Origin of the sequence: Saccharopolyspora sp. NPDC049426 (assembly GCF_040676935.1) — a bacterium.
In the GTDB taxonomy this organism is placed as follows: domain Bacteria; phylum Actinomycetota; class Actinomycetes; order Mycobacteriales; family Pseudonocardiaceae; genus Saccharopolyspora.
Map to the genome: position 1 here is coordinate 12,396 of NZ_JBFAPZ010000017.1, position 22,088 is coordinate 34,483.

The 22,088-nt window shown below is 70.2% G+C and carries 14 protein-coding genes; 4 read left to right on the plus strand and 10 right to left on the minus strand.

The features are described from left to right. Positions 1-14: 14 nt before the first annotated feature. Positions 15-3,242 (plus strand): arabinosyltransferase domain-containing protein, encoded by a 3,228-nt coding sequence (locus AB0J78_RS28985; RefSeq protein ID WP_363794460.1) that lies wholly within the window; start codon positions 15-17, stop codon positions 3,240-3,242. 96 nt (positions 3,243-3,338) lie between these two features. After that, a complete protein-coding gene (locus AB0J78_RS28990) occupies positions 3,339-4,058 on the plus strand; it encodes a helix-turn-helix transcriptional regulator (protein ID WP_363794462.1) in 720 nt (239 codons plus the stop codon). Here AB0J78_RS28990 and AB0J78_RS28995 read toward each other — a convergent pair. The 6 genes from AB0J78_RS28995 to AB0J78_RS29020 all read right to left on the minus strand — a co-directional run bounded on the left by AB0J78_RS28995 (position 4,043) and on the right by AB0J78_RS29020 (position 13,529). Then, the gene (locus AB0J78_RS28995) at positions 4,043-4,948 is read right to left on the minus strand and encodes a hypothetical protein (RefSeq protein WP_363794464.1); all 906 of its coding nucleotides are present in this window, start codon (positions 4,946-4,948) and stop codon (positions 4,043-4,045) included. The two genes, AB0J78_RS28990 and AB0J78_RS28995, sit on opposite strands and share 16 nt — an antisense overlap. A gap of 69 nt (positions 4,949-5,017) precedes the next feature. Further along, entirely contained in the window at positions 5,018-7,972 is a 2,955-nt protein-coding gene (locus AB0J78_RS29000) for a translation initiation factor IF-2 N-terminal domain-containing protein (RefSeq protein ID WP_363794466.1), read from the minus strand. Positions 7,973-8,139: 167 nt separating this feature from the next. Then, on the minus strand, positions 8,140-8,934 hold the full coding sequence (locus AB0J78_RS29005; RefSeq protein WP_363794468.1) for a TIGR03936 family radical SAM-associated protein: 795 nt from the start codon (positions 8,932-8,934) through the stop codon (positions 8,140-8,142). A 219-nt stretch (positions 8,935-9,153) separates the two neighbouring features. Then, on the minus strand, positions 9,154-11,118 hold the full coding sequence (locus tag AB0J78_RS29010) for a TIGR03960 family B12-binding radical SAM protein (RefSeq protein ID WP_363794470.1): 1,965 nt from the start codon (positions 11,116-11,118) through the stop codon (positions 9,154-9,156). A gap of 293 nt (positions 11,119-11,411) precedes the next feature. Beyond that, entirely contained in the window at positions 11,412-11,822 is a 411-nt protein-coding gene (ndk, locus tag AB0J78_RS29015) for a nucleoside-diphosphate kinase (protein WP_363794472.1), read from the minus strand. A 174-nt stretch (positions 11,823-11,996) separates the two neighbouring features. Further along, the gene (locus tag AB0J78_RS29020; RefSeq protein ID WP_363794474.1) at positions 11,997-13,529 is read right to left on the minus strand and encodes an alkaline phosphatase D family protein; all 1,533 of its coding nucleotides are present in this window, start codon (positions 13,527-13,529) and stop codon (positions 11,997-11,999) included. Positions 13,530-13,694: 165 nt separating this feature from the next. Between AB0J78_RS29020 and AB0J78_RS29025 the strand changes: the two genes are divergently transcribed. Then, positions 13,695-14,795, plus strand: a complete 1,101-nt coding sequence (locus AB0J78_RS29025; protein ID WP_363794476.1) for a zinc-binding dehydrogenase — start codon at positions 13,695-13,697, stop codon at positions 14,793-14,795. Between the two features lie 100 nt (positions 14,796-14,895). Here the strand turns inward: AB0J78_RS29025 and AB0J78_RS29030 are convergent, their stop codons facing one another. The 4 genes from AB0J78_RS29030 to AB0J78_RS29045 form a co-directional block, all read right to left on the minus strand. Next, complete coding sequence (locus AB0J78_RS29030; protein ID WP_363794478.1) at positions 14,896-15,360, minus strand: DUF4233 domain-containing protein; 465 nt, start codon at positions 15,358-15,360, stop codon at positions 14,896-14,898. Further along, on the minus strand, positions 15,357-16,715 hold the full coding sequence (locus AB0J78_RS29035; RefSeq protein ID WP_363794655.1) for a folylpolyglutamate synthase/dihydrofolate synthase family protein: 1,359 nt from the start codon (positions 16,713-16,715) through the stop codon (positions 15,357-15,359). The genes AB0J78_RS29030 and AB0J78_RS29035 overlap by 4 nt, the downstream gene beginning before the upstream one ends. Positions 16,716-16,852: 137 nt before the next feature. Next, entirely contained in the window at positions 16,853-19,501 is a 2,649-nt protein-coding gene (locus tag AB0J78_RS29040) for a valine--tRNA ligase (protein ID WP_363794480.1), read from the minus strand. Between the two features lie 254 nt (positions 19,502-19,755). Continuing rightward, the gene (locus AB0J78_RS29045) at positions 19,756-21,093 is read right to left on the minus strand and encodes an OFA family MFS transporter (protein WP_363794482.1); all 1,338 of its coding nucleotides are present in this window, start codon (positions 21,091-21,093) and stop codon (positions 19,756-19,758) included. A 107-nt stretch (positions 21,094-21,200) separates the two neighbouring features. Here AB0J78_RS29045 and fdhD point away from each other — a divergent pair, with 107 nt between their 5' ends. Continuing rightward, positions 21,201-22,037: a formate dehydrogenase accessory sulfurtransferase FdhD gene (gene fdhD, locus AB0J78_RS29050; protein WP_363794484.1), complete on the plus strand. Its 837-nt coding sequence runs from the start codon at positions 21,201-21,203 to the stop codon at positions 22,035-22,037. Positions 22,038-22,088 lie beyond the last annotated feature (51 nt).

The window sequence follows — 22,088 nt, forward strand, 5'->3', positions numbered from 1 at the left end:
GTAGGGTCTCCCCCGTGCAGCAAGAGTCGGCGAAGAAATTGCGGTTGCTCGCCACGCTTCTCGGGCTGGTGGGCACCGTCCTGGCGCTACTGGTCCCGTTCCTCCCCGTCAACCACAAGGTGGGGACGTTGCGGTGGCCGACAGCGGAGGGGACCAAGTCGGTTTCGGCCCCACTGGTGACCTACGCACCGGTGTGGCTGGACGCGAAGGTCCCGTGCGCCTCGGCGCGGAGCCTGGACGCGAGAACCGAGGGCCCGGGGTTGTTGCTGAGCACCAACTCGCCCGATTCGGACTCCGGACAGCTCACCGGTCTCGTCCTGCAGGTCGACAACGGGCAGGCGCTGCTCTACTCCAAGGGCCAGCAGATCGGCACCACGCCGCTGCCCGCCGGTGACTGCACCCTGAAGGTGCACGCCGACGCAGCAGGCACCACCGCCAGCATCGGCAAGGAGCGCTGGGTCAACCTGACCGGCGACCAGCGTCCCCAACTGACCGGCATCTACTCCACTTTGGACAACACTCGCGACGACGTGCGCGGGCTGGACTTCCAGGCCAGGGTGGACAACCGGTTCAGCTCGTGGGCGACGCCGCTGAAGACGACCGTCATCGTGCTGACCCTGGCCTCGTTCATCGGCTCCGTGCTGTGCCTGCGACGACTGGACGTCCTCGCCGGTCGGCGCGCTCCACGCCTCGCGCCGAAGCGATGGTGGAAGCCGACGCTGCGCGACATCTCGGTGTTCGCCGCGCTGGGGATCTGGTGGCTGATCGGGGCGATGACCTCCGATGACGGCTACGTGCTGAGCATGGTGCGCTCGGAGCAGAGCGCCGGCTACGTCAGCAACTACTACCGCTGGTTCGCCAACCCGGAATCGCCGTTCGGCTGGTTCTACGAGGTCTACTCGTTGTGGGTGAGGGTGTCGACCGCGACCCCGTGGGTCCGATTGCCCGCGCTGCTGATGGGCATCATCAGCTGGCTGCTGATCTCCCGCGAGGTGCTCCCCCGGCTGGGCCAGCAGGTCCGGCGCAGCAACGCCGCCGGCTGGGCCGCGGCCGCGGTCTTCCTCGCCTTCTGGCTGCCCTACAACAACGGTCTGCGCGCCGAGCCGGTCGTGGTGCTGTTCTCGCTGCTCGCGCTGTGCGCCGTCGAGCGCGCGGTGAGCACCGAGCGGCTCACGCCCGCCGCGCTGGGCCTGGTCGCCGCCGCGCTGTCGGTCGGCGTCAACCCGCACGGCCTGATCGCCGTGCTCCCCTACGTCGCCGGGTTCAAGCCGCTGCACCGGATGGTGCGCAAGCGAGCGCAGCAGTTCGGCTGGCTGCCGGTGCTGGCGCCGCTGGCCGCGTCCGGGTTCGTGATCCTCACGCTGGTGTTCTACGACCAGACGTGGCGTTCGGTGATGGACGCGATGGAGCTCAAGACGACCTTCGGCCCCAACGGGCACTGGTACGAGGAGCTCAGCCGCTACCTGCTCCTGTTCAGCGAGAGCCCGGACGGTTCGCTGAGCCGCCGGTTCCCGGTGCTGCTGGTGGTCCTGTGCGTGGCGGCCTGCGGCGTGGTGCTGCTGCGCCGCGGCCGGATCCGCGGTGCGGCGCTCGGCCCGAGCCGGCGGCTGTTGGCGGTGGCCGCGATGTCCTTCGCGGTGCTGGCGCTGACGCCCACCAAGCACACCCACCACTTCGGCATCTTCGCCGCGGTCGGCGGCGCGCTGGCGGCGCTCACAGCGCTGGCCACCAGCACCACGGTGCTGCGTTCGCGACGCAACCGGATGGCGTTCGTGACCGGTCTGCTGGTGATGCTGGCCTTCGCGGCCACCGGCCCGAACGCCTGGTGGTACGTGTCCGGCTGGGGCGTCCCGTGGTTCGACAAGCCGCCGTCGATCAAGGGCTACAGGGCCAGCACGATGATCCTGGTCCTGGCCGCGATCACCGGCATCATCGCCGTGGTCGAGCACCTGCGGATCGACGAGAAGAACCCGAAGATCGTCGACGAGAGCTGGGAGAGCAAGGAAAAGCGCAACCTCGCGTTGCGCTGGGGCACGGCGCCGCTGTCGGTGCTGTGCGCGCTGATGGTGCTCGGTGAGCTCGCCGCGTTCGGCAAGGGCATCGTCGAGCAGGGGCCGAGCTACACGCTGGCCACCGACAACATCAAGCAGCTCACCCAGCAGAGCTGCGGTCTGTCCGACTCGGTCGGGGTGGAGACCAATCCGCGCGAGGGCGTGCTCAAGGCGTCCGCGCAGCAGCCGACGGTTCCGGCCCCGGCCAAGCAGCCCGATCTGAAGCTGCCGCCGCAGCGCCTGGCCAACCAGGAGAACGCCCAGCAGTACCTGCAGCCCAAGCAGGTCGGTTTCAACGACCCGGGCGTGCCGCCGACCGACGAGTCCTCCCCGGACGCGCCGAGCTGGCGTCCGCCGAACCAGTTCGGCGGACCCGAGGCCCCGGTGTGGGGCAGCTACGACGAAGAGGGGCAGGGCACCGGCGAGCTGCGCACTCCGTGGTTCGACATCCCGGAGGAGGCCCGGTCCGGCAAGCTGCCGGTGGCGATCAGCGTCGCGGGCTCGGAGACGGGCGCGAACCAGGTCTACTTCGAACTGGGCAAGGACACCCCGCAGGGCTTCCAGCTGACCAACCGGTACCCGGTCCAGCAGGGCCCGCCGCCGGGATGGCGCGAGCACCGCTACATGCTCGGCGGGGAAGCCGAGGGCGCTACGAAGCTGCGGATGGTGCTGGTCGACCAGTCCCTGGGTCAGTCGGGCTGGCTGGCCGTGTCGGCACCTCGCGTGCCGAAGCTGACCCAGCTCACGCAGTTCGTCGGCAACGACCCGACGTTCGTGGAGTGGCCGGCCGGGCTGGTGCACCCGTGCCTGGAGATCTCGGGGCTGTACAACGGCATCGCGGAGATCCCGAAGTTCCGGGTGAGCGGGGGCGAGCAGGTCCGGGGCACCGGTGAGGGATGGTCCTCGCCGGACGCCGGTGGGACCTTCGGCTGGATGACGGTGGCCTCGAGCGTGCGCAACCTGCCGACCTACCTCACCAACGACCCGCAGAAGGACTGGGGCTCGCTGTACCAGGTGCACCCCTACACGCCGGACGCGTTGCCCGCCTCGGCGGCGCTGGAGCTGCACACCGAGACGCACTCCGGACTGTGGTCCCCCGGGCCGCCCGCGCAAGGCTTGGACCTGCCTGGCGACATGCCCAGCTCCGATGACAGGACCGACATCCCGGCCTTCAACTCGGACGAGAACTGACCCACCCAGGCGAAGCCCCGGTCCCGAGGGACCGGGGCTTCGCGCGTTCCTGGCCGGCAGGTGGTCCTGTCCGGGTGGCATCGCATACTGCTGGATGTGCGGTACTGGGAGTCCTCACCTTCAGCGGAGCTGCGGAGCTCCGTGTCGTGCCTGTGGGGGCACGGCGCCGCTCCGGTCGAAGGCTCGCAGCTGGTCGTGCCCGACGGGTGCGTCGACCTGATCTGGCGAGCGGGACGCGTCGAGGCCGTCGGTCCCGACACCGGGGCGTGGGTCTCCGGGCTGGACGCCGGGGTGCCGATGTTCGGCATCCGCGCCCGGCCGGGGATGGCCCGGCTGCTGCTCGGCGTCCCCGCAGCTGAGCTGCAGGACCTGAGGGTCGACGCCACCGAGCTCTGGGGGTCCCGGGGACGCGATCTCGCCGACGCCGTCGACGAGCATCCCGAGCAGGGCCCTGCGCTGCTGGAGCGCTTCGCGCGGGAGCGCCTGGCCGAGTGGGAACCCGACCCCGCCGTGGCGGTCGCGGTCGCCGCTTTGGACGATCCACGACCGCCGTCGGTGCGCGCGCTGGCCGGGAAGATCGGGGTGTCCGAACGTCAGCTGCGACGCCGGATCGGCGACGCCGTCGGGTACGGGCCGCGGACGCTGGTGAGCGTGCTGCGGTTCCAGCGGACCGTGCGCAGCGGTGGCGAGCACCGGCTCGCCGACCTCGCCCACCGCTGCGGCTACGCCGACCAAGCCCACCTGACCAGGGAATTCCGCCGGCTGTCCGGCCTGACCCCGAAGCAGTACTTCGCGCGGGATCAGGCCGCGTCGTAGGCGCTCAGGACGCGCAGCGCGTCGAGCGTGACCCGCGGCCTGCCTTCCAGGGCGGTGCTCGGCGACCACTCCAGCCAGTGGATCGGCCAGCCGCCGTCCTCGCGCTGCTGCGCCGCCAGGTGATCCAGCCCCCGCTCGATCTCGGTGTCGCTGAACCACCGCCGGGCCAGGCTCGCCGGGTTCGGCGCGTAGTCGCAGACCCCCGGGATCTCGCCGGACGCGTAGCCGGGAGCCACCCGCGCGAGCTCCGGGCGTTCGGGATCGAGCAGCACGTAACCGGCCTCGCGGATCAACCCGCCGATGCGCTCAGCCGCTCGCTCGGCCCGCTCCCGATCAGGCACCTGGTCGAGGAACGCGACCGAGGCGATGGCCTCGTAGGGGTGGGTTTCGGTGAGCGCGTCGACGCGCTTCCAGCAGAAGTCGGTCGCGCCCGACAGCCACGGGTGCTCGACGGCGTTCTTGTGCAGCACCCCGGCCAGCAGCGCGGTCGACAGCAACGACCCCTCGGGTTCCTCGACCACCGGGATCCACGGGGCGTGCGGGTAGTCGCCGAGCCGCACGTCACCGCCGGGCACGCCGCCGTCCGGGCGGGTGATGGTGGCGAGGTGGTCGCAGATGGCCGGAGCGGCCTCGGCGCAGCGGCCGATCTCGTCCAGGATCGTCAGCGCCGTCCAGGTCTGCAGCGGCTGGCTGATGGGGCCGCGCGCGTCCGGTTCCAGGCCGTAGCCGTACCCGCCGTCGGAGCAGCGGTAGGCCTCCAGCGCGGTGTGGACCGCCGCTGCCGAGCCGTCGGCGTGGAGGTGTTCGAAGCGGCGTTGTTCCAGCACGCGGGCCGTGAGCCAGATGAAGCGCTCGGCGTCCGCCAGGCGCTGCGGTGTGCAACGAGTCATGCCACCGACGTTAAGCGGAAATGGCCGACCCGTTCTTGAACGGATCGGCCATTTCCGGTGTTGATCGGGTCAGTCCTCGACCGGCGGACCGGACGGGCGCGAGACCGCGCGGCGGCGGACCCTGCGGACCGGGGCGGCCGGCTCGATGTTGGCCAGGCCGTCGTCGGTCGACTGCGTCGGCTCCGGCTTGGACACGACCAGCGGCTGGGCCGGGGCGCCGGCGCTACCGGCGGACCGGACGGCCTTGCGGCGCGGACGGGCCCCGTTGGACTCCGCCTGCGACTCGGCCGGGTCCGGCTGCTTCGGCTCGACCGGAGCGGCCGGGGGCTCGGCGACCTGCGGCTTCGGCTCGGAGACCGGCTCGACGGGCTTGGCGGCCTCGACGGGCTCGGGCTCCGGCTTCGGCTCGACGGCCTTCGGCTCCTCGGCCTTCGGCTCGACCGGGGCCGGCTCGGGCTTGCGCTCCTCGGGCTTCGCCTCGACCTTCGGCTCCGGCTTCGGCTCGGGCTTGGTGTCGGGCTTGGTGTCCGCCTTGACCTCGGCCTTCGGCTCCGGCTTGGACTCGGTCTTCTGCTCGGCCTTGGGTTCAGGGGCCTGCTGGTCGGTGTCCTGCTGCTTGCCGCGGTTGCGGTTGCGGCGGCCACCGTTGCCACCACCGCTCTGGGCGTTGCCGCCGCCGTTGCCGCCACCACCGTGCTGGTGGTTGATCGGCTCGGTGGACACCATCAGCCCGCGCCCGCGGCAGTGCTCGCAGGTGCTGCTGTACGCCTCGAGCAGACCGGTGCCGACCCGCTTGCGGGTCATCTGCACCAGACCCAGCGACGTCACCTCGGCGACCTGGTGGCGGGTGCGATCCCGGCCCAGGCACTCGGTGAGGCGACGCAGCACCAGGTCCCGGTTGGACTCCAGCACCATGTCGATGAAGTCGATGACGATGATGCCGCCGATGTCGCGCAACCGGAGCTGGCGGACGATCTCCTCCGCGGCCTCCAGGTTGTTGCGGGTGACCGTCTCCTCCAGGTTGCCACCGGAGCCGGTGAACTTGCCGGTGTTGACGTCGATCACCGTCATGGCCTCGGTGCGGTCGATGACCAGGTAACCGCCGGAGGGCAACCAGACCTTGCGGTCCAGTGCCTTGGAGATCTGCTCGTTGATCCGCTTCTCGTGGAACACGTCGTTCTTGCCGACGTGCTTGTCCAGCCGGGAAGCCAGGTCGGGCGCCACGTGCTGGACGTAGGCCTCGATGGTCTCCCACGCGTCGTTGCCCTGGACGGTCATCGACGAGAAGTCCTCGGTGAACAGGTCGCGGACGACCTTGATCAGCAGGTCGGGCTCCTCGTAGAGCAGCTGCGGGGCGTTCGCGCCGGGGGTCTCGGCCTTCTCCTTGATGACCTCCCACTGCGCCTGCAGCCGCCGCACGTCGCGGTCCAGCGCTTCTTCGCTGGTGCCCTCGGAGGCGGTGCGGATGATCACGCCGGCGTTGTCCGGCACGATCCGCTTGAGGATCTCCTTGAGCCGCTTGCGCTCGGTGTCGGGCAGCTTGCGGCTGATGCCGGTGGCGCCGCCGCCCGGCACGTAGACCAGGAACCGGCCCGGCAGGCTGATCTGGGTGGTCAGCCGGGCGCCCTTGTGACCGACCGGGTCCTTGGTGACCTGCACCAGGACGCTGTCGCCGGTCTGCAGGGCCTGCTCGATGCGGCGGGCCTTGCCCGCCAGCCCGGCGGCGTCCCAGTCGACCTCACCGGCGTAGAGGACCGCGTTGCGGCCCCGGCCGATGTCGACGAAGGCGGCTTCCATGCTGGGCAGCACGTTCTGCACGCGGCCCAGGTAGACGTTGCCGACCAGCGAGCCGGTGCCCGAGGAGGTCACGAAGTTCTCGACGAGGACGTTGTCCTCCAGAACCGCGATCTGGGTCTGGTCGCCGTTCTGGCGGACCACCATCTTGCGGTCGACCGACTCGCGGCGGGCCAGGAACTCCGACTCCGACAGCACGGGCGCGCGACGCCGACCGGCTTCGCGGCCGTCCCGGCGGCGCTGGCGCTTGGCCTCCAGGCGGGTCGAGCCCTTGACCGCGCGGACCTCGTCGTCGCTGGAGTCCTGCCGCGAGGATTCGGGGGCGGGCTCGCGCACGTGCACGACGGTGTTCGGCGGGTCGTCCTCGCGATTACCGCTCTCGTCGTCCGACGAGCCCTTGCGGCGACGACGGCGACGACGGCGGCGGGAACCCTCGGACTGGCCCTCGGAGTCACCGGACTGCTCGTCGGAGGACTCCTCGGCGCTCTCACCGGAGGTCTCGGTCTGGGCGGCCTCGGACTGGTTGTCCTCGGAACCGTCCTCGCCACCGGACTCGTTGTCGGAGTCGGCGCCGCGACCACGGCCGCGACCCCGGCGACCACGACGGCGACGGCGGCGGCTGCCGGAGTCACCCGAGTCGTCATCGCCGTCCGAGGCGGAGTCGGATTCGGACTCCCCCTCGTCGGAGGTCGTCTCGGCGGCGGGCTCAGCGGCCGGCGCGGCGGGTGCGGTCTCGGCGGGCTCCGGCTCGGCGACGGCCGGGCGCTGCGCCGGCGGCTGCGGGGCCAGGAACATGGCCTCCGGAGCCGCGAACAGCGGCGTCAGGCCGACCGAGGACTCCTCCGACTCCGACGGTGGAGACGCGAAGTCCGCAGCGGGCACCGAAGCGCTCTGCTCGCTCTCATCGGCCTCGCTCGACGCGGCGGCAGGCTCCTCGGAAGCCGGGGCGGCCTCGGCCGCGTCCTCGCCTTCCTCGGCGACCAGCTCCGGGTTGAGCGTCTGCACGACGCGCAGGGCCAGATCCCGGTTGATGTTCGACTGGGCGCTGCGAACGGGCTCGCCGAGCTCGTCCAGCGCCTTGATGATCTCCCGGCTGCTGGCTCCCAGCAGCTTGGCGAGCGCGTGCACCCTGAGCTTCGCCGGCAACTCGATGGTGCCCTGCGCATCCTGGGTGGGTGTGGGCGATTGCCCGCTGGCGTTGTTCCCAGCGGGCGTATCCATGTTCAACATCCAGCTCCTCCGCCCCCGGGCGCGTCCGGGTGGACGCGGCCGCACAGAGGCATGTGCGATCTTTTAGTTTCCGCCGCCCGCGGGCGACGGCAATTCTTCGTGGTCCCTCCGCCCCGGACCTGCAGGCCGGGAAGCCGTACGGCGGGTCGACGACGTCACGCCGTCCGTCACCCGGCCGCGGGCTCTCCCGCCGGAGTCCGGTCGCCGTCTGAGTCCTGGGCCAACGGGTCGGCAATGCCTCCCCCGTCATCGAGCCGACCCTGTTCCAGCCGGGTCGCGCTCGCGGCGGCCGACGGTTCCAGACCGGCGACGACACGCAGGGCGCTCAGTACGTCGTCGGGCCGTACGACGGGTGTTGTCTGCCGCACGACCGTTACGAGTATCCCATACGGTGCGGACGCCTCGGGCCAATCGTCCACCTGGGCGGTCGCGCGGCGTTTTTGATCACGCTGCGCAATCGGCCGAGGACCTTCCCAGACCTCCGCGCTGAGCAGCGCGGCGCGCGCGTCGATGGTGCGGCGACCGTCCTTGGTCATCCGCTCGACCAGCGCGCTGTCGGCGGCCATCAGCTGCTCGGCCGCCTGGCGCAGCTCGGCCACTGCGGTGCCGGGCATGTCGATGCGCCACTTGCTGACCACCAGCCGGTCCGCGAGCGGTCCCGGACGCGCCTCCACAGCCGTGAGCAGGTCGATCCCGTCCGGCAGGGCGGCGTCCAGCTCGGCGCGCAGCGACTCGGGCTCGACGCGTTCGACTAACTGCAGCTCGAGGTACTCGGCCTCGCTGGACACACCGGTGGGCACGGCTCCCGCCCACGACACCTTGGGGTGCGGGCTGAAGCCCTGGGAGTAGGCCATCGGTACGCCGGCCCGGCGCAGCGCGCGCTCGAAGGTGCGCGCCACGTCGCGGTGCGAGGTGAACCGCAGCCTGCCCCTCTTGGCATAGCGCAGGCGCAGCTTCTGCACCGGCGGCGCCGAAGGATTGGGGTGATCTCGCCGACTCAGAATGCCTCCCCGACCATGATCGTCACCGCCGGTCCCCCCGGACCGCTGTCGACGACGATGCTTGCTTGCTCAACCGCGGGGTGACAACACCCAGCGGGAAGTTTTCGATCCAGACCGTACCTGGCCGACGGCTGCACGCACGTTCGTGCGCGATCGCACGAACGCGCACGAACATGCAGGTCAGCCTTTCGTGAACGCCGGATTCCGCACCGGAGAGCCCTGTCCGACCGGCGAGATCGGGAGCAGTTTTCGCCCGGTCGGGCCGACCTCGATGTCGGTGCCCATGGTCGGGCACACACCGCAGTCGAAGCACGGGGTCCACCGGCAGTCGTCCTGCTCGCGGGCTTCCAGGGCGTCCTGCCAGTCCGCCCAGAGCCACTCCTTGTCCAGCCCGGAGTCCAGGTGGTCCCACGGCAGGATCTCGTTCTCGGTGCGCTCGCGGGTGGTGAACCAGGCCAGGTCCACGCCCAGCTCGGCGAGCTCGGCCTCCGCGCAGTCCACCCAGCGCTCGTAGGAGAAGTACTCGTTCCAGCCGTCGAACCGGCCGCCCTCGCGCCACACCCGCTCGATGACCCGGCCGAGCCTGCGGTCACCGCGCGAGAGGAGTCCTTCGATCAGCGAGGGCTTGCCGTCGTGGTAGCGCATGCCGATGTTGCGGCCCAGCGAGCGGTCGGTGTTGATCGCCTCGCGGAGCTTGCGCAGCCGGTCGTCCACGGTCTCCGGATCGGTCTGCGAGGCCCACTGGAACGGGGTGTGCGGCTTGGGCACGAACCCGCCGATGGAGATCGTGCACCGGATGTCCTTGCGCCCGGACGCCGCGCGACCTGCGCGGATGACCTCCTTGGCCATCTCGGCGATCTGCAGGACGTCGGAGTCCTCCTCGGTGGGAAGACCGCACATGAAGTACAGCTTGACCTGCCGCCAGCCGTTGGCGAAGGCCGCCGAGACGGTGCGGATGAGGTCTTCCTCGGAGACCATCTTGTTGATCACCCGGCGGATCCGCTCGCTGCCGCCTTCAGGCGCGAACGTGAGCCCGGAGCGGCGACCGTTGCGGGACAGCTCGTTGGCCAGGTCGATATTGAACGCGTCGACCCGGGTCGACGGCAGCGACAGACCGGTGTTGGTGCCCTCGTAGCGGTCGGCCAGGCCCTTGGTGACCTCGGCGATCTCGGAGTGGTCGGCCGAGGACAGCGACAGCAGGCCGACCTCCTCGAACCCGGTGTTCTCCAGGCCGCGCTGCACCATCTCGCCGATGCCCTCGATCGAGCGCTCGCGCACCGGCCGGGTGATCATCCCGGCCTGGCAGAAGCGGCAGCCCCGGGTGCAGCCGCGGAAGATCTCCACGCTCATCCGCTCGTGCACGCTCTCCGCGAGCGGGACCAGCGGCTGCTTCGGATACGGCCAGTCGTCGAGCTCCATCGTGGTGCGCTTGAACACCCGGTAGGGGGCGCGCTCCTGGTTGGGCACGACCTCGGCGATCGCGCCGTCCTCGCCGTAGGAGACGTCGTAGAACTTGGGGACGTAGACGCCGCCGGACTCGGCCAGCCGCAGCAGCAGCTCGTCGCGGCCACCCGGACGGCCCTCGCCCTTCCAGCGCCGGACGGCCTCGGTGATCTCCAGGACGGCTTCCTCGCCGTCACCCAGCACCGCCGCGTCGACGAAGTCGGCGATGGGCTCCGGGTTGAACGCGGCGTGACCGCCGGCCAGCACGATCGGGTGGTCGTCGGTGCGGTCCACCGCGTGCAGCGGTATTCCGGCCAGGTCGAGCGCGCCGAGGAGGTTCGTGTAGCCGAGCTCGGTGGCGAAGCTGACGCCGAAGACGTCGAACTCGCCCACCGGGCGGTGCGCGTCGACGGTGAACTGCGGGATCTCGTGCTCGCGCATGAGCTCTTCGAGGTCCGGCCACACCGCGTAGGTCCGCTCGGCGAGCACGTCCGGCTGCTCGTTGAGGACCTCGTAGAGGATCTGAACACCCTGGTTGGGCAACCCGACCTCGTAGGCGTCGGGATACATCAGGCACCACCGAACGGTGGCGTCCTCCCACGCCTTCACGGTCGAGTTGAGCTCGCCGCCCACGTACTGCACGGGCTTGGAAACCCGCGGCAGCAAGGGTTCCAACCTGTCGAAAACGGACTCCACAGCCACGCGACCAGGGTAGAGGTCCCTCGACCGGGCGCCGAGCGGGGGCGTTTCAGCCGGGCAAGACCCGGCTGAAACCCACCTCACAGTCATCTCGAGTCGTCGGTCGAAGCGCGTGCGAGCGGCGAAACCGCGAGGCTGAAAGCACCTCGCAGCCCGCACCGCCGCGGGTTCTGACACGTCGTCTGGGGAGTACGCCGCGACGCCGTGCATTGGCATGCATCAGGAGTGGCGCACGGAGTCCAGGCGGCGTGTCAGGTTCCGCTACCCGCACCGCAACGCACAACGACCACCGGTGATCAGAGGTCCGGGAACCAGAGCTTGAGCTCGCGGGCCGCGGACTCCGTGGAGTCCGAGCCGTGGACCAGGTTGTACTGGACCTCCAGGCCGAAGTCGCCGCGGATCGAGCCCGGGGCGGCCTTGTCGACCGGGTCGGTGCCACCGGCCAGCTGGCGGAACGCCGCGATGGCCTTCGGGCCCTCGACGCAGGCCGCCACGACCGGGCCACCGGTGATGAACTCGATCAGGCTCTCGAAGAACGGCTTGCCGTCGTGCTCGGCGTAGTGCTGCTCGGCGAGCTGGCGGTCGACGTTCTTGAGCTCCAGCGCGACCAGCTTCAGGCCCTTGCGCTCGATCCGGCTGATCACCTCGCCGACGAGGCCCCGCTCGACGCCGTCGGGCTTGACCAGCACCAGAGTGCGCTCGCTCACGTTCTCTCTCCTCACTTCACGGTTGCGCCAGGCGCGAAGACCCAGCGCCCGAATTGATTGCAAGCGTATCGACGCAGGTGAACCCACCTCTCCCGGGGCCCGAATCGATCACGCCTACGCGGCGACCGGCGGATTTCAGTGGAAACCAGGGTTCCGATTTCCACTGAAATCCGGTCAGCGGCGGGGGTCGAGGGTGGCGCTCCAGAGAGCGTTGCCCTGTTGGTCGCGGATGTCGACGGTGAACTGTTCCGTTTCGCCGTCGATGTTGACCTCGCCGAAGTGCTGGAAGCCCTCCATCGGGGACGCGCCCTGGCGGGTGGGCGCGCTGACGAAGGCGACCTCCGGGCCGAAGGTGGGGTCCATCTTGCTGGGGCCGAAGGCGCCCGCGTGCAGCGGTCCCGAGACGAACTCCCAGAACTCGTCGAAGCAGGTGAACGCCGCGCGCTGCGGCGAGTAATTGATCGCCGCCGAGTAGTGCACGTCGGCGGTCAGCCAGACGACGTTGCGCACCTCGCGGCGGCTGATCTCCTGCAGCACCCGCGCCAGCTCGGACTCGCGGCCGTTGGGAGCTCCCGGCAGTCCGTTGGCGACGCCCTCGATCTTGTCGCCGTCGGGGACGATGATGCCGATCGGCATGTCCGAGGCGATGACCTTCCAGGTCGCGCGGGACTTCGTCAGCTCGCTGACCAGCCAGCGGGCCTGCTCCTCGCCGAGGATGCTCTCCGGCTCGGTTCCCGTGGAGTTCGCGTCCCGGTAGGAGCGCATGTCCAGCACGAACACGTCCAGCAGCGGGCCGTGCGAGACCTTTCGGTACACCCGGCCGTCGACCGCGTCCTGCCGGCGGACCGGCTGCCACTCGTGGAACGCCTGGAACGCGCGCTGGGCCAGCACGTCCACGCGCTTCTCGGTGTAGGCGTCGTTGTCCAGGATCTCGCCGGGGTACCAGTTGTTGGTGACCTCGTGGTCGTCCCACTGGATCAGCTGCGGGACGTCGGCGGCGAAACCGCGCACGTTCTCGTCGAGCAGGTTGTAGGCGAACTGGCCGCGGTACTCGGCGAGGGTTTCGGCGACCTTCGACTTCTCCGGGGTGACGATGTTGCGCCAGACCCGGCCGTCGGGCAGCGTCACCGACTCCTTCACCGGCCCATCCGCGTAGACCGTGTCGCCGCTGTGCAGGAAGAAGTCAGGACGGCGGTCAGCCATCGCGCGGTAGATCGTCATGCCGCCGATGTCGGGGTTGATGCCCCAGCCCTGGCCCACCACGTCACCCGACCACAGGAACCGCACGTCGCTGCGGTCCTGCGGCACCGTGCGGAAGGTGCCGGTCAGGCCCTCGCTGGCCACCCGGCCGTCGAGGTCCTCGGCGGTGACCCGGTAGTGCACCTCGCGGCCCGCCGGGATACCGGTGAGCCGCAGCTCACCGGTGCCGTCGGTGTCGGGCGTCAGGTCCGGGCCGGGGACGCGAAGTGCGTCGCGGAAGTCCTCGCGCGCGGAGATCTCGACGAACATGCGGGACGGGCGGTCGGCCCGGGTCCACACCACGGCGCCGTCCGGGCGCGGGTCGCCGAGCTGCACGCCGTGGGTCAGCACGGGGCGGCCGGAACGCGCGAAGGCGGTGCCCGGGAGCAGCGCGCCGGCCGCGAGCAGACCGGCGCCGGTGGCACCGCGGCGCAGGAGCTCGCGGCGAGTCAGGTTCTCGGGGGTCATGTCCCCGGTTCTAATCGGGCCAGGCCGCGCCGCGCTCACCACAGGTGAACGGGCAGGTGAAACTTCGGTGTTCAATCGCCGCACCGCGCGGACCCTGGTGTGAGACCGGTCGGACCGCTAGCTTCACGGCCGAACCGACTGGCCGCTGGAGACGAGGAGGTCCCGATGCGCGCCGCCGTGCACATCGCCGCCAACGAGCCGCTGCGGATCGAGCAGCTGGACGATCCGACGCCGAGGGCCGGTGAGGTCGCCATCGACGTGCGCTCCTGCGGCGCCTGCCACAGCGACCTGCACGTGATCAAGGGCGAGCTGCCGTTCCCCACGCCCGCCGTGCTCGGTCACGAGGTGGCCGGTGTGGTCTCCGAACTCGGTTCGGGCGTCAGCGGGCTGTCGGTGGGCGACCCGGTCGTGACCAGCTTCATCATGCCGTGCGGGCAGTGCGGGCAGTGCTCGCGCGGCAACGAGGAGATCTGCGAGCGGTTCTTCCGCTTCAACCGGGGCCAGGGCAAGCTCTACGACGACGACACCCGGCTGCACCGGCCCGGCGGCGAGCCGGTCTGGATGTACTCGCAGGGCGGGATGGCCGAGCGCTGCGTGACCCCGGTGACCTCGGTGTACCGGGTTCCGGACGGTGTCGAGCTGTCGGACGTCGCCTCGGTCGGGTGCTCGACGATGACGGCCTACGGCGCGCTGCGGCACGCGGCGAACGTGCAGGTCGGCGACACCGTGGCGGTGGTCGCGGCGGGCGGGGTCGGCTCGGCGCTGATCCAGCTGGCGTCGATCTTCGGCGCGTCGACGATCATCGCGGTCGACATCAACGAGGACAAGCTCGAAGGCGCCCGCCGGCTGGGCGCCACGCACACGGTGAACTCGTCCGAAGTGGACGCTCCCGCGGTGATCCGGGAGCTGACCGGCGGGCGCGGCGTGGACGTCGCCTTCGAGGCGCTGGGCGCGGTCCCGACGTTCAACGTCGCCAGGGACTCGGTCGTCGAAGGCGGCCAGGTCGTGATCGTCGGCATCGCCGCCCGGGGCATCACCGGCGAGTTCGACCTCGCCACGATCGCCCGGCGCAAGCTCCAGATCAAGGGCTCCTACGGAGCCAAGCCCCGCCGGGACATGCCGGTCCTGCTCGACCTGGTGGCCCGGGGCCAGCTCCGCCCGCAGGACGCCATCAGCCGCCGCTACCCGTTCGAGGAGGTCCAGGAGGCCTTCGACGCCCTCAACCGCGGCGAGATCCTGGGCCGAGCCGTCGTCGACCTCACCTGACCGAGGGAAGAATTCGAATTTCGCGCGAAATTGGAGTGCGAAAGTCCCGACTCGAACTTCGCGCGAAATTCGAATCCCCCGGGGTTCTCGCAGGTGGGGGCTAGTCGGTGCCCTCGGGGTGGCCCGGCGGGTGGCCGAGCTGGTCGTAGAGCTGGCCCTCGCGCATGCGCTTGGCGAGGTCCTTGCGCAGGTGCAGCACGTAGGCCCAGATCAGCGCGAAGATCGCACCCATGATGCCGATCGACGGGTGGATGAAGACGCACAGGATCATCGCGGCCTGAAGCCCCAGCGCGAATCCCAGGCCCCACGGGCGGCGCTGCACGAAGGCCGCCACCAGCATCAGCACCGACAGCACGATGACGATCACGAAGCCGGCGCTGGAGACCCCACCACCGAACTTCCACACCACCGGCAGCGCCAGCAGGAACGTGATGAACTCCAGCGCCAGCGTGGCCGCCATGATGCCGCGCAGACCCTTCCACGGGTCGCGCACGCCCTCCGGCGCCTCCGGCAGGCCCTTCTCGGGCTGGGACTCCTCGGCCACGACCGCTCCCGTCTCGCTCACGCGGGCTCCTTGCCGAACAGCGCGCGGGCCTCTCCCGCGGTCACCACGGACCCGGTGATCACCACACCGCCGCCGGACACCGACTCGCCCGGATCATCGGTCTCCTCGGCCAGCTGGATCGCCTGCTCGACCGCGTTGTCCAGCCGGGGCTCGACCATGATCCGGTCCTGCCCGAAGATGTCCAGCGCGATCCCGGCGAGCTCGTCCGGGTCCAGCGAGCGCGGCGAGGAGTTGCGGGTCAGCACCAGCTCCTCCACCACCGGCTCCAGCTCGGCGAGGATGCCGCGCGCGTCCTTGTCGCCCAGCACGCCCACCACCGCGACCAGCTTGCGGAAGGAGAACTCCGAGCTCAACGCGTCGGCCAGGGCTCGGGTGCCGTGCGGGTTGTGGGCGGCGTCGACCAGCACCGTCGGCGCCGCGCGCACGCGCTCCAGCCTGCCGGGCACGATGACGGAGGCGAACGCCGAGCGGATCCGCTCCACGTCGAGCTGACGTTCCGCGCCCGCGCCGAAGAACGCCTCGACGGCCGCCAGCGCCAGTGCCGCGTTGCGGGCCTGGTGCTCGCCGTGCAGCGGCAGGAAGATCTCGTCGTAGACGCCGCCGAGGCCCTGCAGCTTCAGCAGCTGGCCGCCGACCGCGACGGTCCGCTCCAGCACGCCGAACTCCTGGCCTTCGCGCGCCACGGTCGCGTCCACCTCGGCGATCCGGTTCATGATCTCCGGCTGCACCTCCGAGGGCTGCGCGGCCATGACCACGATGGACTCGGGCTTGATGATCCCGGCCTTCTCGCGGGCGATCCCGGCGAGGTCGGTGCCGAGGTACTCGGCGTGGTCCAGCGCGACGGGGCAGATCACCGCGACCTTGGCGTCGGCGACGTTGGTGGCGTCCCAGCTGCCGCCGAGCCCGACCTCGACGACCCCGGCGTCGACCGGGGCGTCGGCGAACGCGGCGAACGCCATGCCGGTAAGCACCTCGAACTTGCTCATCTTGACGTCGCTCTGGGAGTCCACGATGGACACGTACGGCGCCACGTCGCGGTACGCCTCGACGTAGCCGGCCGGGCTGATCGGAGCGCCGTCGACGCCGATGCGCTCGGTGGCCAGCTGCAGGTGCGGGCTGGTGTAGCGGCCGGTGCGCAGTTCGAGCCCGGTCAGCAGGGCGTCGATGATGCGCGTCGTGGACGACTTCCCGTTGGTGCCCGCGATGTGCACGACCGGATAGCTGCGCTGCGGTTCGGCGAGCAGGTCGGTGAGCGCGCGGATGCGGTCCAGCGACGGCTCGATCTTGGTCTCCGGCCAGCGTTCGTTGAGCTCGGCCTCCACCACGCGCAGCTCGTGCAACGCGGCGGGATCCATGCCGGTCAAGTGCCCACTCCCCTACCAACGACGAAAATGCCGAGGTTGAAGTCTACGTCGCCCCTGGTGGACGACCGCCCAGGCCCGCTCGACATGAGAAAGGGGCCCTCGCCGGGAGGGCCCCTTCTCGATGCGCGTCAGCCCTGCGGGAGGGCTTCCAGGCGTGCCGTGATGCGGGCGATGTCGCCTTCGGCGACCTCGCGGCGGGCCTTGATCTTGTCGACGACCTCGGCCGGGGCCTTGTCCAGGAACGCCTGGTTGCCGAGCTTCTTGTCGGCTCCGGACAGCTCCTTCTCGGCGGCGGCGAGGTCCTTGGCCAGGCGCTTGCGCTCGGCCTCGACGTCGATCGCACCGGAGAGGTCCAGCTCGACGTCGACGTTGCCGCCGGCCAGCCCGACCTCGATGGACGCCGAGGAGGTGAAGTCCTCGCCCGGCTCGGTCACCTTCGCCAGCGACCGGACCGCGGCCACGTGCTCGGCCAGCCCCAGCTCCTCGACCCCGCTGAGCCGCGCCGCGACCTTCTGACCGGGTTTGAGGCCCTGGTCGGAGCGGAATCGGCGGATCTCGGTGATCAGCTTCTGGGTCGCCGCGATCCGGTCGGCCGCACCGCTGTCGGCCTCGGCGCCGGTGGCCTTCGGCCAGTCGGCGATCACCACGGACTCGCGGCCGGTCAGCGCCGTCCACAGGGTCTCGGTGAGGAACGGGATCGTCGGGTGCAGCAGGCGCAGCAGCACGTCGAGGACGTGGCCGAGGACCTCGCGGGTCCGCTCGGCGCGCTCCTCCGAGCCGTCCATCTGGACCTTGGACAGCTCCAGGTACCAGTCGCAGAACTCGTCCCACGTGAAGTGGTAGAGCGCCTCGGTGGCCTTGGCGAACTGGAAGTCCTCCATCATGTCGTCCACGTAGGACACGAGCGCGTCGGCGCGGTCGAGGATCCAGCGGTCCGCGTCGGTCAGCGACTCCCGCCGCAGCGGCGACTCCGGCACGCGAGCGCCGTTCATCAGCGCGAACTTGGTGGCGTTGAACAGCTTCGTGCCGAAGCTGCGCGACGCCGAGACCCACTCCTCGCTGATCGGCGAGTCGGTGCCCGGGTTCGCGCCGCGCGCCAGGGTGAACCGCAGCGCGTCGGTGCCGTAGGTGTCCATCCACTCCAGCGGATCGACGGTGTTGCCCGCGGACTTCGACATCTTCTTGCCGTGCGCGTCGCGGACCATGCCGTGCAGCGCGATGGTCTTGAAGGGGACGGCCTCGGCCGGGTCCCGGTCCTTCATCGCGTACAGGCCCATCATCATCATCCGGACGACCCAGAAGAAGAGGATGTCGTAGCCGGTGACCAGCACGGACGTCGGGTAGAACTTCTCCAGCTCCGGCGTGGAGTCCGGCCAGCCCATGGTCGAGAACGGCCAGAGGCCGGAGGAGAACCAGGTGTCGAGGACGTCCTCGTCCTGGTGCCAGCCGTCGCCCGACGGCGGCTCCTCGTCCGGTCCGACGCACACGACCTCGCCGTTCGGGCCGTACCAGATCGGGATCCGGTGGCCCCACCACAGCTGCCGCGAGATGGCCCAGTCGTGCAGGTTGTCGACCCAGTCGAAGTAGCGCTTGGCCATCTCCGGCGGGTGCACGGCGACCCGGCCGTCGCGGACGGCGTCGCCGGCGGCCTGCGCCAGCGGGCCCACCTTGACGAACCACTGCAGGGACAGCCGGGGCTCGATCGGTTCCTTGGAGCGCGAGCTGTGCCCGACGCTGTGCGCGTACGGGCGCTTCTCGGCGACGATGCGGTCCTGCTCGCGCAGCGCCTCGCGCACCGCCACCCGGGCCTCGAAGCGGTCCATGCCGTCGAAGCGGGTTCCGGTGTGGGCGATGCGGCCCTGCTCGTCCATGATCGTGAGCATCGGCAGGTCGTGCCGCTTGCCGATCTCGAAGTCGTTCGGGTCGTGCGCCGGGGTCACCTTGACCGCACCGGTGCCGAACTCGGGATCGACGTGCTCGTCAGGGACGATCGGGATCTTGCGGCCGGTCAGGGGCAGTTCGACCTCGGTGCCGACCATGTGCTGGTAGCGCTGGTCGTTCGGGTGCACCGCGATGGCTGTGTCGCCGAGCATCGTCTCGACCCGCGTGGTGGCCACCACGATCGCGTCGTCACCGTCGCCGTAGCGCATGGAGACGAGCTCGCCCTCGACCTCCTTGTGCTCCACCTCGATGTCGGAGATCGCCGTGCGCATCTCCGGCGACCAGTTGACCAGCCGCTCGGCGCGGTAGATCAGGCCGTCGTCGTAGAGGTTCTTGAAGATCGTCTGGACGGCGCGCGACAGGCCGTCGTCCATTGTGAAGCGCTCGCGGGACCAGTCGACGCTGTCGCCGAGGCGACGCATCTGCGACAGGATCGCCCCGCCGTGCTTCTCCTTCCAGCCCCAGACGCGCTCCAGGAACTTCTCGCGGCCGAGCTCGCGGTGGTCGATGCCCTCCTCGCGCAGCTGCTTCTCGACCAGCGCCTGCACCGCGATGCTGGCGTGGTCCATGCCCGGCAGCCACAGCGCCTCGTAGCCCTGCATCCGGCGGCGCCGGGTGAGGATGTCCATCAGCGTGTGCTCGAAGGCGTGGCCGATGTGCAGGCTGCCGGTGACGTTCGGCGGCGGGATGACGATCGAGAACGGCGGCTTGTCGCTGCTCGGATCGGCGGTGAAGTACTCGGCGGCTACCCAGCGCTCGTACAGCTCGGCCTCTACGTCGGCCGGATTCCAGGTCGACGGGAGTTCACGGGTTGCGGCTGCATGGGTCTGTGTCACACGTCGAATTCTACGAGTGCCCGAACGGCGGTTTACCCGGGCATACCACCGGCCACGACCAGCAGGAGCGTGACGCGCGGCACGCGCGCGCGAGAGGGACGCGACTCGTCGAGCCGCGCCCCTCTCGCGATGGCCACCAGGTCAGCCGGTGAAGAGCTTGGTGACCTTGGTGATGAGTTCGTAGAGGCCGTAGAGGAACGGGACGCCTACCCAGAGCCAGGCGATGACCAGGAGGACTCGGCGGTTCGCGGTCGTCACTTGTCTCCTCCCTTCGCCGGTTCGTGGAACTTCGGGGCGACCGGGCGGATCAGCTCGTTGGCGATGAAGCCGACGACCAGCAGCCCGATCATGATGTAGAGCGAGACCGCGTACAGGTCAGGACCCTTCGCGCCGCCCGCTTCCTGCGCGTCGGCGACGGCGTTGACGATCAGCGGTCCGAGCACGCCGGCCACCGACCACGCGGTGAGCAACCGGCCGTGGATCGCGCCGACCTGCAGGTTGCCGAAGAGGTCCTTCAAGTACGCGGGCGCGGTGGCGAAACCGCCGCCGTAGAACGACAGGATCAGGATCGCGCACAGCACGAACACCGGGACACCGGTCGCGCCGAACAGCAGGATGCCCAGGTACAGCAGCGTTCCGCCGCCCAGGTAGAGGCGGTAGATGTTCTTGCGCCCCACCACGTCCGATGCCGACGACCACACGAACCGGCCGGCCATGTTGGTCAGGGACAGCAGCGCCACGAAACCGGCCGCCGCTCCGGTGGCCACCGGAGTCGCGCTGCCGGAGAAGAAGCCCACGATCATCGGCGACGCCTTCTCCAGGATCCCGATGCCCGCGGTGACGTTGCAGCACAGGATCACCCACAGCAGCCAGAACTGCGGAGTGCGCAAGGCGTTGTTGGCCGTCACCTCTGCCGTGGTGATCATCGGCTTGACGGCCTGCTTCGGCATCGACTTGGGACGCCAGCCCGGCGCGGGAACCCGCACCAGCAGCGCGCCCAGCGACATGAACACCGCGTAGACCACGCCGTGCACCAGGAACGTCTGCGCGATGCCGGAGCGGTCCTCGCCGAAGGTGTCCAGCATCTGCGTCGACCACGGCGAGGCGATCAGCGCACCGCCGCCGAAACCCATGATGGCGATGCCGGTCGCCATGCCCGGCCGGTCCGGGAACCACTTCATCAGCGTCGACACCGGCGAGATGTAGCCGATGCCCAGACCGATGCCGCCCACGAAGCCGTAGCCGAGCACCACCAACCAGTACTGGCCCAGCGCGACGCCCAGCGACGAGATCAGGAACCCGAGCGAGAAGCAGACCGCCGAGACGGTCATGGCCCAGCGCGGACCGCGCTTCTCGACCAGCGTGCCGCCCACCGCGGCCGACAGCCCGAGCATGACGATGCCCAGCTGGAACGGCAGCGCGCTCAAGGTGCCCGACAGCCCCAGGGCCTCCTCCAGCGGCGGCTTGAACACGCTCCACGCGTAGACCTGCCCGATCGACAGGTGCACCGCCAGCGCCGCCGGTGGGATCAGCCAGCGGCTCCAGTCCGGTGGAGCGGCGATTCGACTGGGTGACAGCAGCCCTGAAACCATTGGGCCTCCCGGCTTCGCGACGTTGATCAGCGCGCCGAGCATACTGTTGCCAACGGCCGGAACGAGTCGTCCAATTTCAAAATGAAACAAAGTTCCGAGGAGGCGCAATGGGACGGGTCACGGTGCGGCGGCCGGTGCTCCGGATCGCCGAGAACGGCAACCGGACCAGGCCGGACACCCTCGCCGCCGAGGAGCCGCTGGAAATCCGGGTCAACGGCAAGCCCCTGTCGGTGACGATGCGCACACCCGGTCACGACGTGGAGCTGGCGCACGGATTCCTCCTGACGGAAGGCGTCATCGCCGACCGCGACGAGCTGGCCACCGCCCGCTACTGCGACAGCCCCGGACCCGACGGGCGCAACACCTACAACGTGCTCGACATCGCGCTGGCGCCCGGCGTCCCGATGCCGGACGCCTCCGTGGAGCGCAACTTCTACACCACCTCCTCGTGCGGGGTGTGCGGGAAGGCCGCGCTGGACGCGGTGAAGCTGCGGACCCGCCACTCCCCCGCCACCGACCCGCTGAGCATCGCTCCCGAAACCCTCATCGGACTGCCCGACGCGCTGCGCTCGGCCCAGCGCGTCTTCGACTCCACCGGCGGCCTGCACGCGGCAGGCCTGTTCGACGAGCGGGGCGAGCTGCTCGTGGTGCGCGAAGACGTCGGCAGGCACAACGCGGTCGACAAGGTGATGGGCTGGGCCCTGATGGAACGTCGCGTGCCGCTCACCAGCTGCGTGCTGATGGTGTCGGGCCGAGCGTCGTTCGAGCTGGTGCAGAAGGCGGCGATGGCGGGCGTGCCGATGCTCTCAGCGGTCTCGGCACCGTCCTCGCTGGCCGTGGACCTGGCCGAGGAGCAGGGCATGACGCTCGTCGGCTTCCTCCGCGGGTCTTCGATGAACGTCTACACCGGAGCGGAGCGCGTGGAGATCACCGAATCCGCGTGACGAACACCCGATGCGGTTGGGATGATGTCCGGAGGTGTTCGAGGAGGACTG

What these genes read in the sequence shown, in the direction of transcription:
- AB0J78_RS28995 (WP_363794464.1), bottom strand. Translation starts at nt 4,948, where the DNA reads ATGACTCGTTGCACACCGCAGCGCCTGGCGGACGCCGAGCGCTTCATC.
- AB0J78_RS29000 (WP_363794466.1), bottom strand. Translation starts at nt 7,972, where the DNA reads ATGTTGAACATGGATACGCCCGCTGGGAACAACGCCAGCGGGCAATCG.
- AB0J78_RS29020 (WP_363794474.1), bottom strand. Translation starts at nt 13,529, where the DNA reads ATGACCCCCGAGAACCTGACTCGCCGCGAGCTCCTGCGCCGCGGTGCC.
- AB0J78_RS29025 (WP_363794476.1), top strand. Translation starts at nt 13,695, where the DNA reads ATGCGCGCCGCCGTGCACATCGCCGCCAACGAGCCGCTGCGGATCGAG.
- AB0J78_RS29035 (WP_363794655.1), bottom strand. Translation starts at nt 16,715, where the DNA reads ATGGATCCCGCCGCGTTGCACGAGCTGCGCGTGGTGGAGGCCGAGCTC.
- AB0J78_RS29045 (WP_363794482.1), bottom strand. Translation starts at nt 21,093, where the DNA reads ATGGTTTCAGGGCTGCTGTCACCCAGTCGAATCGCCGCTCCACCGGAC.
- fdhD (WP_363794484.1), top strand. Translation starts at nt 21,201, where the DNA reads ATGGGACGGGTCACGGTGCGGCGGCCGGTGCTCCGGATCGCCGAGAAC.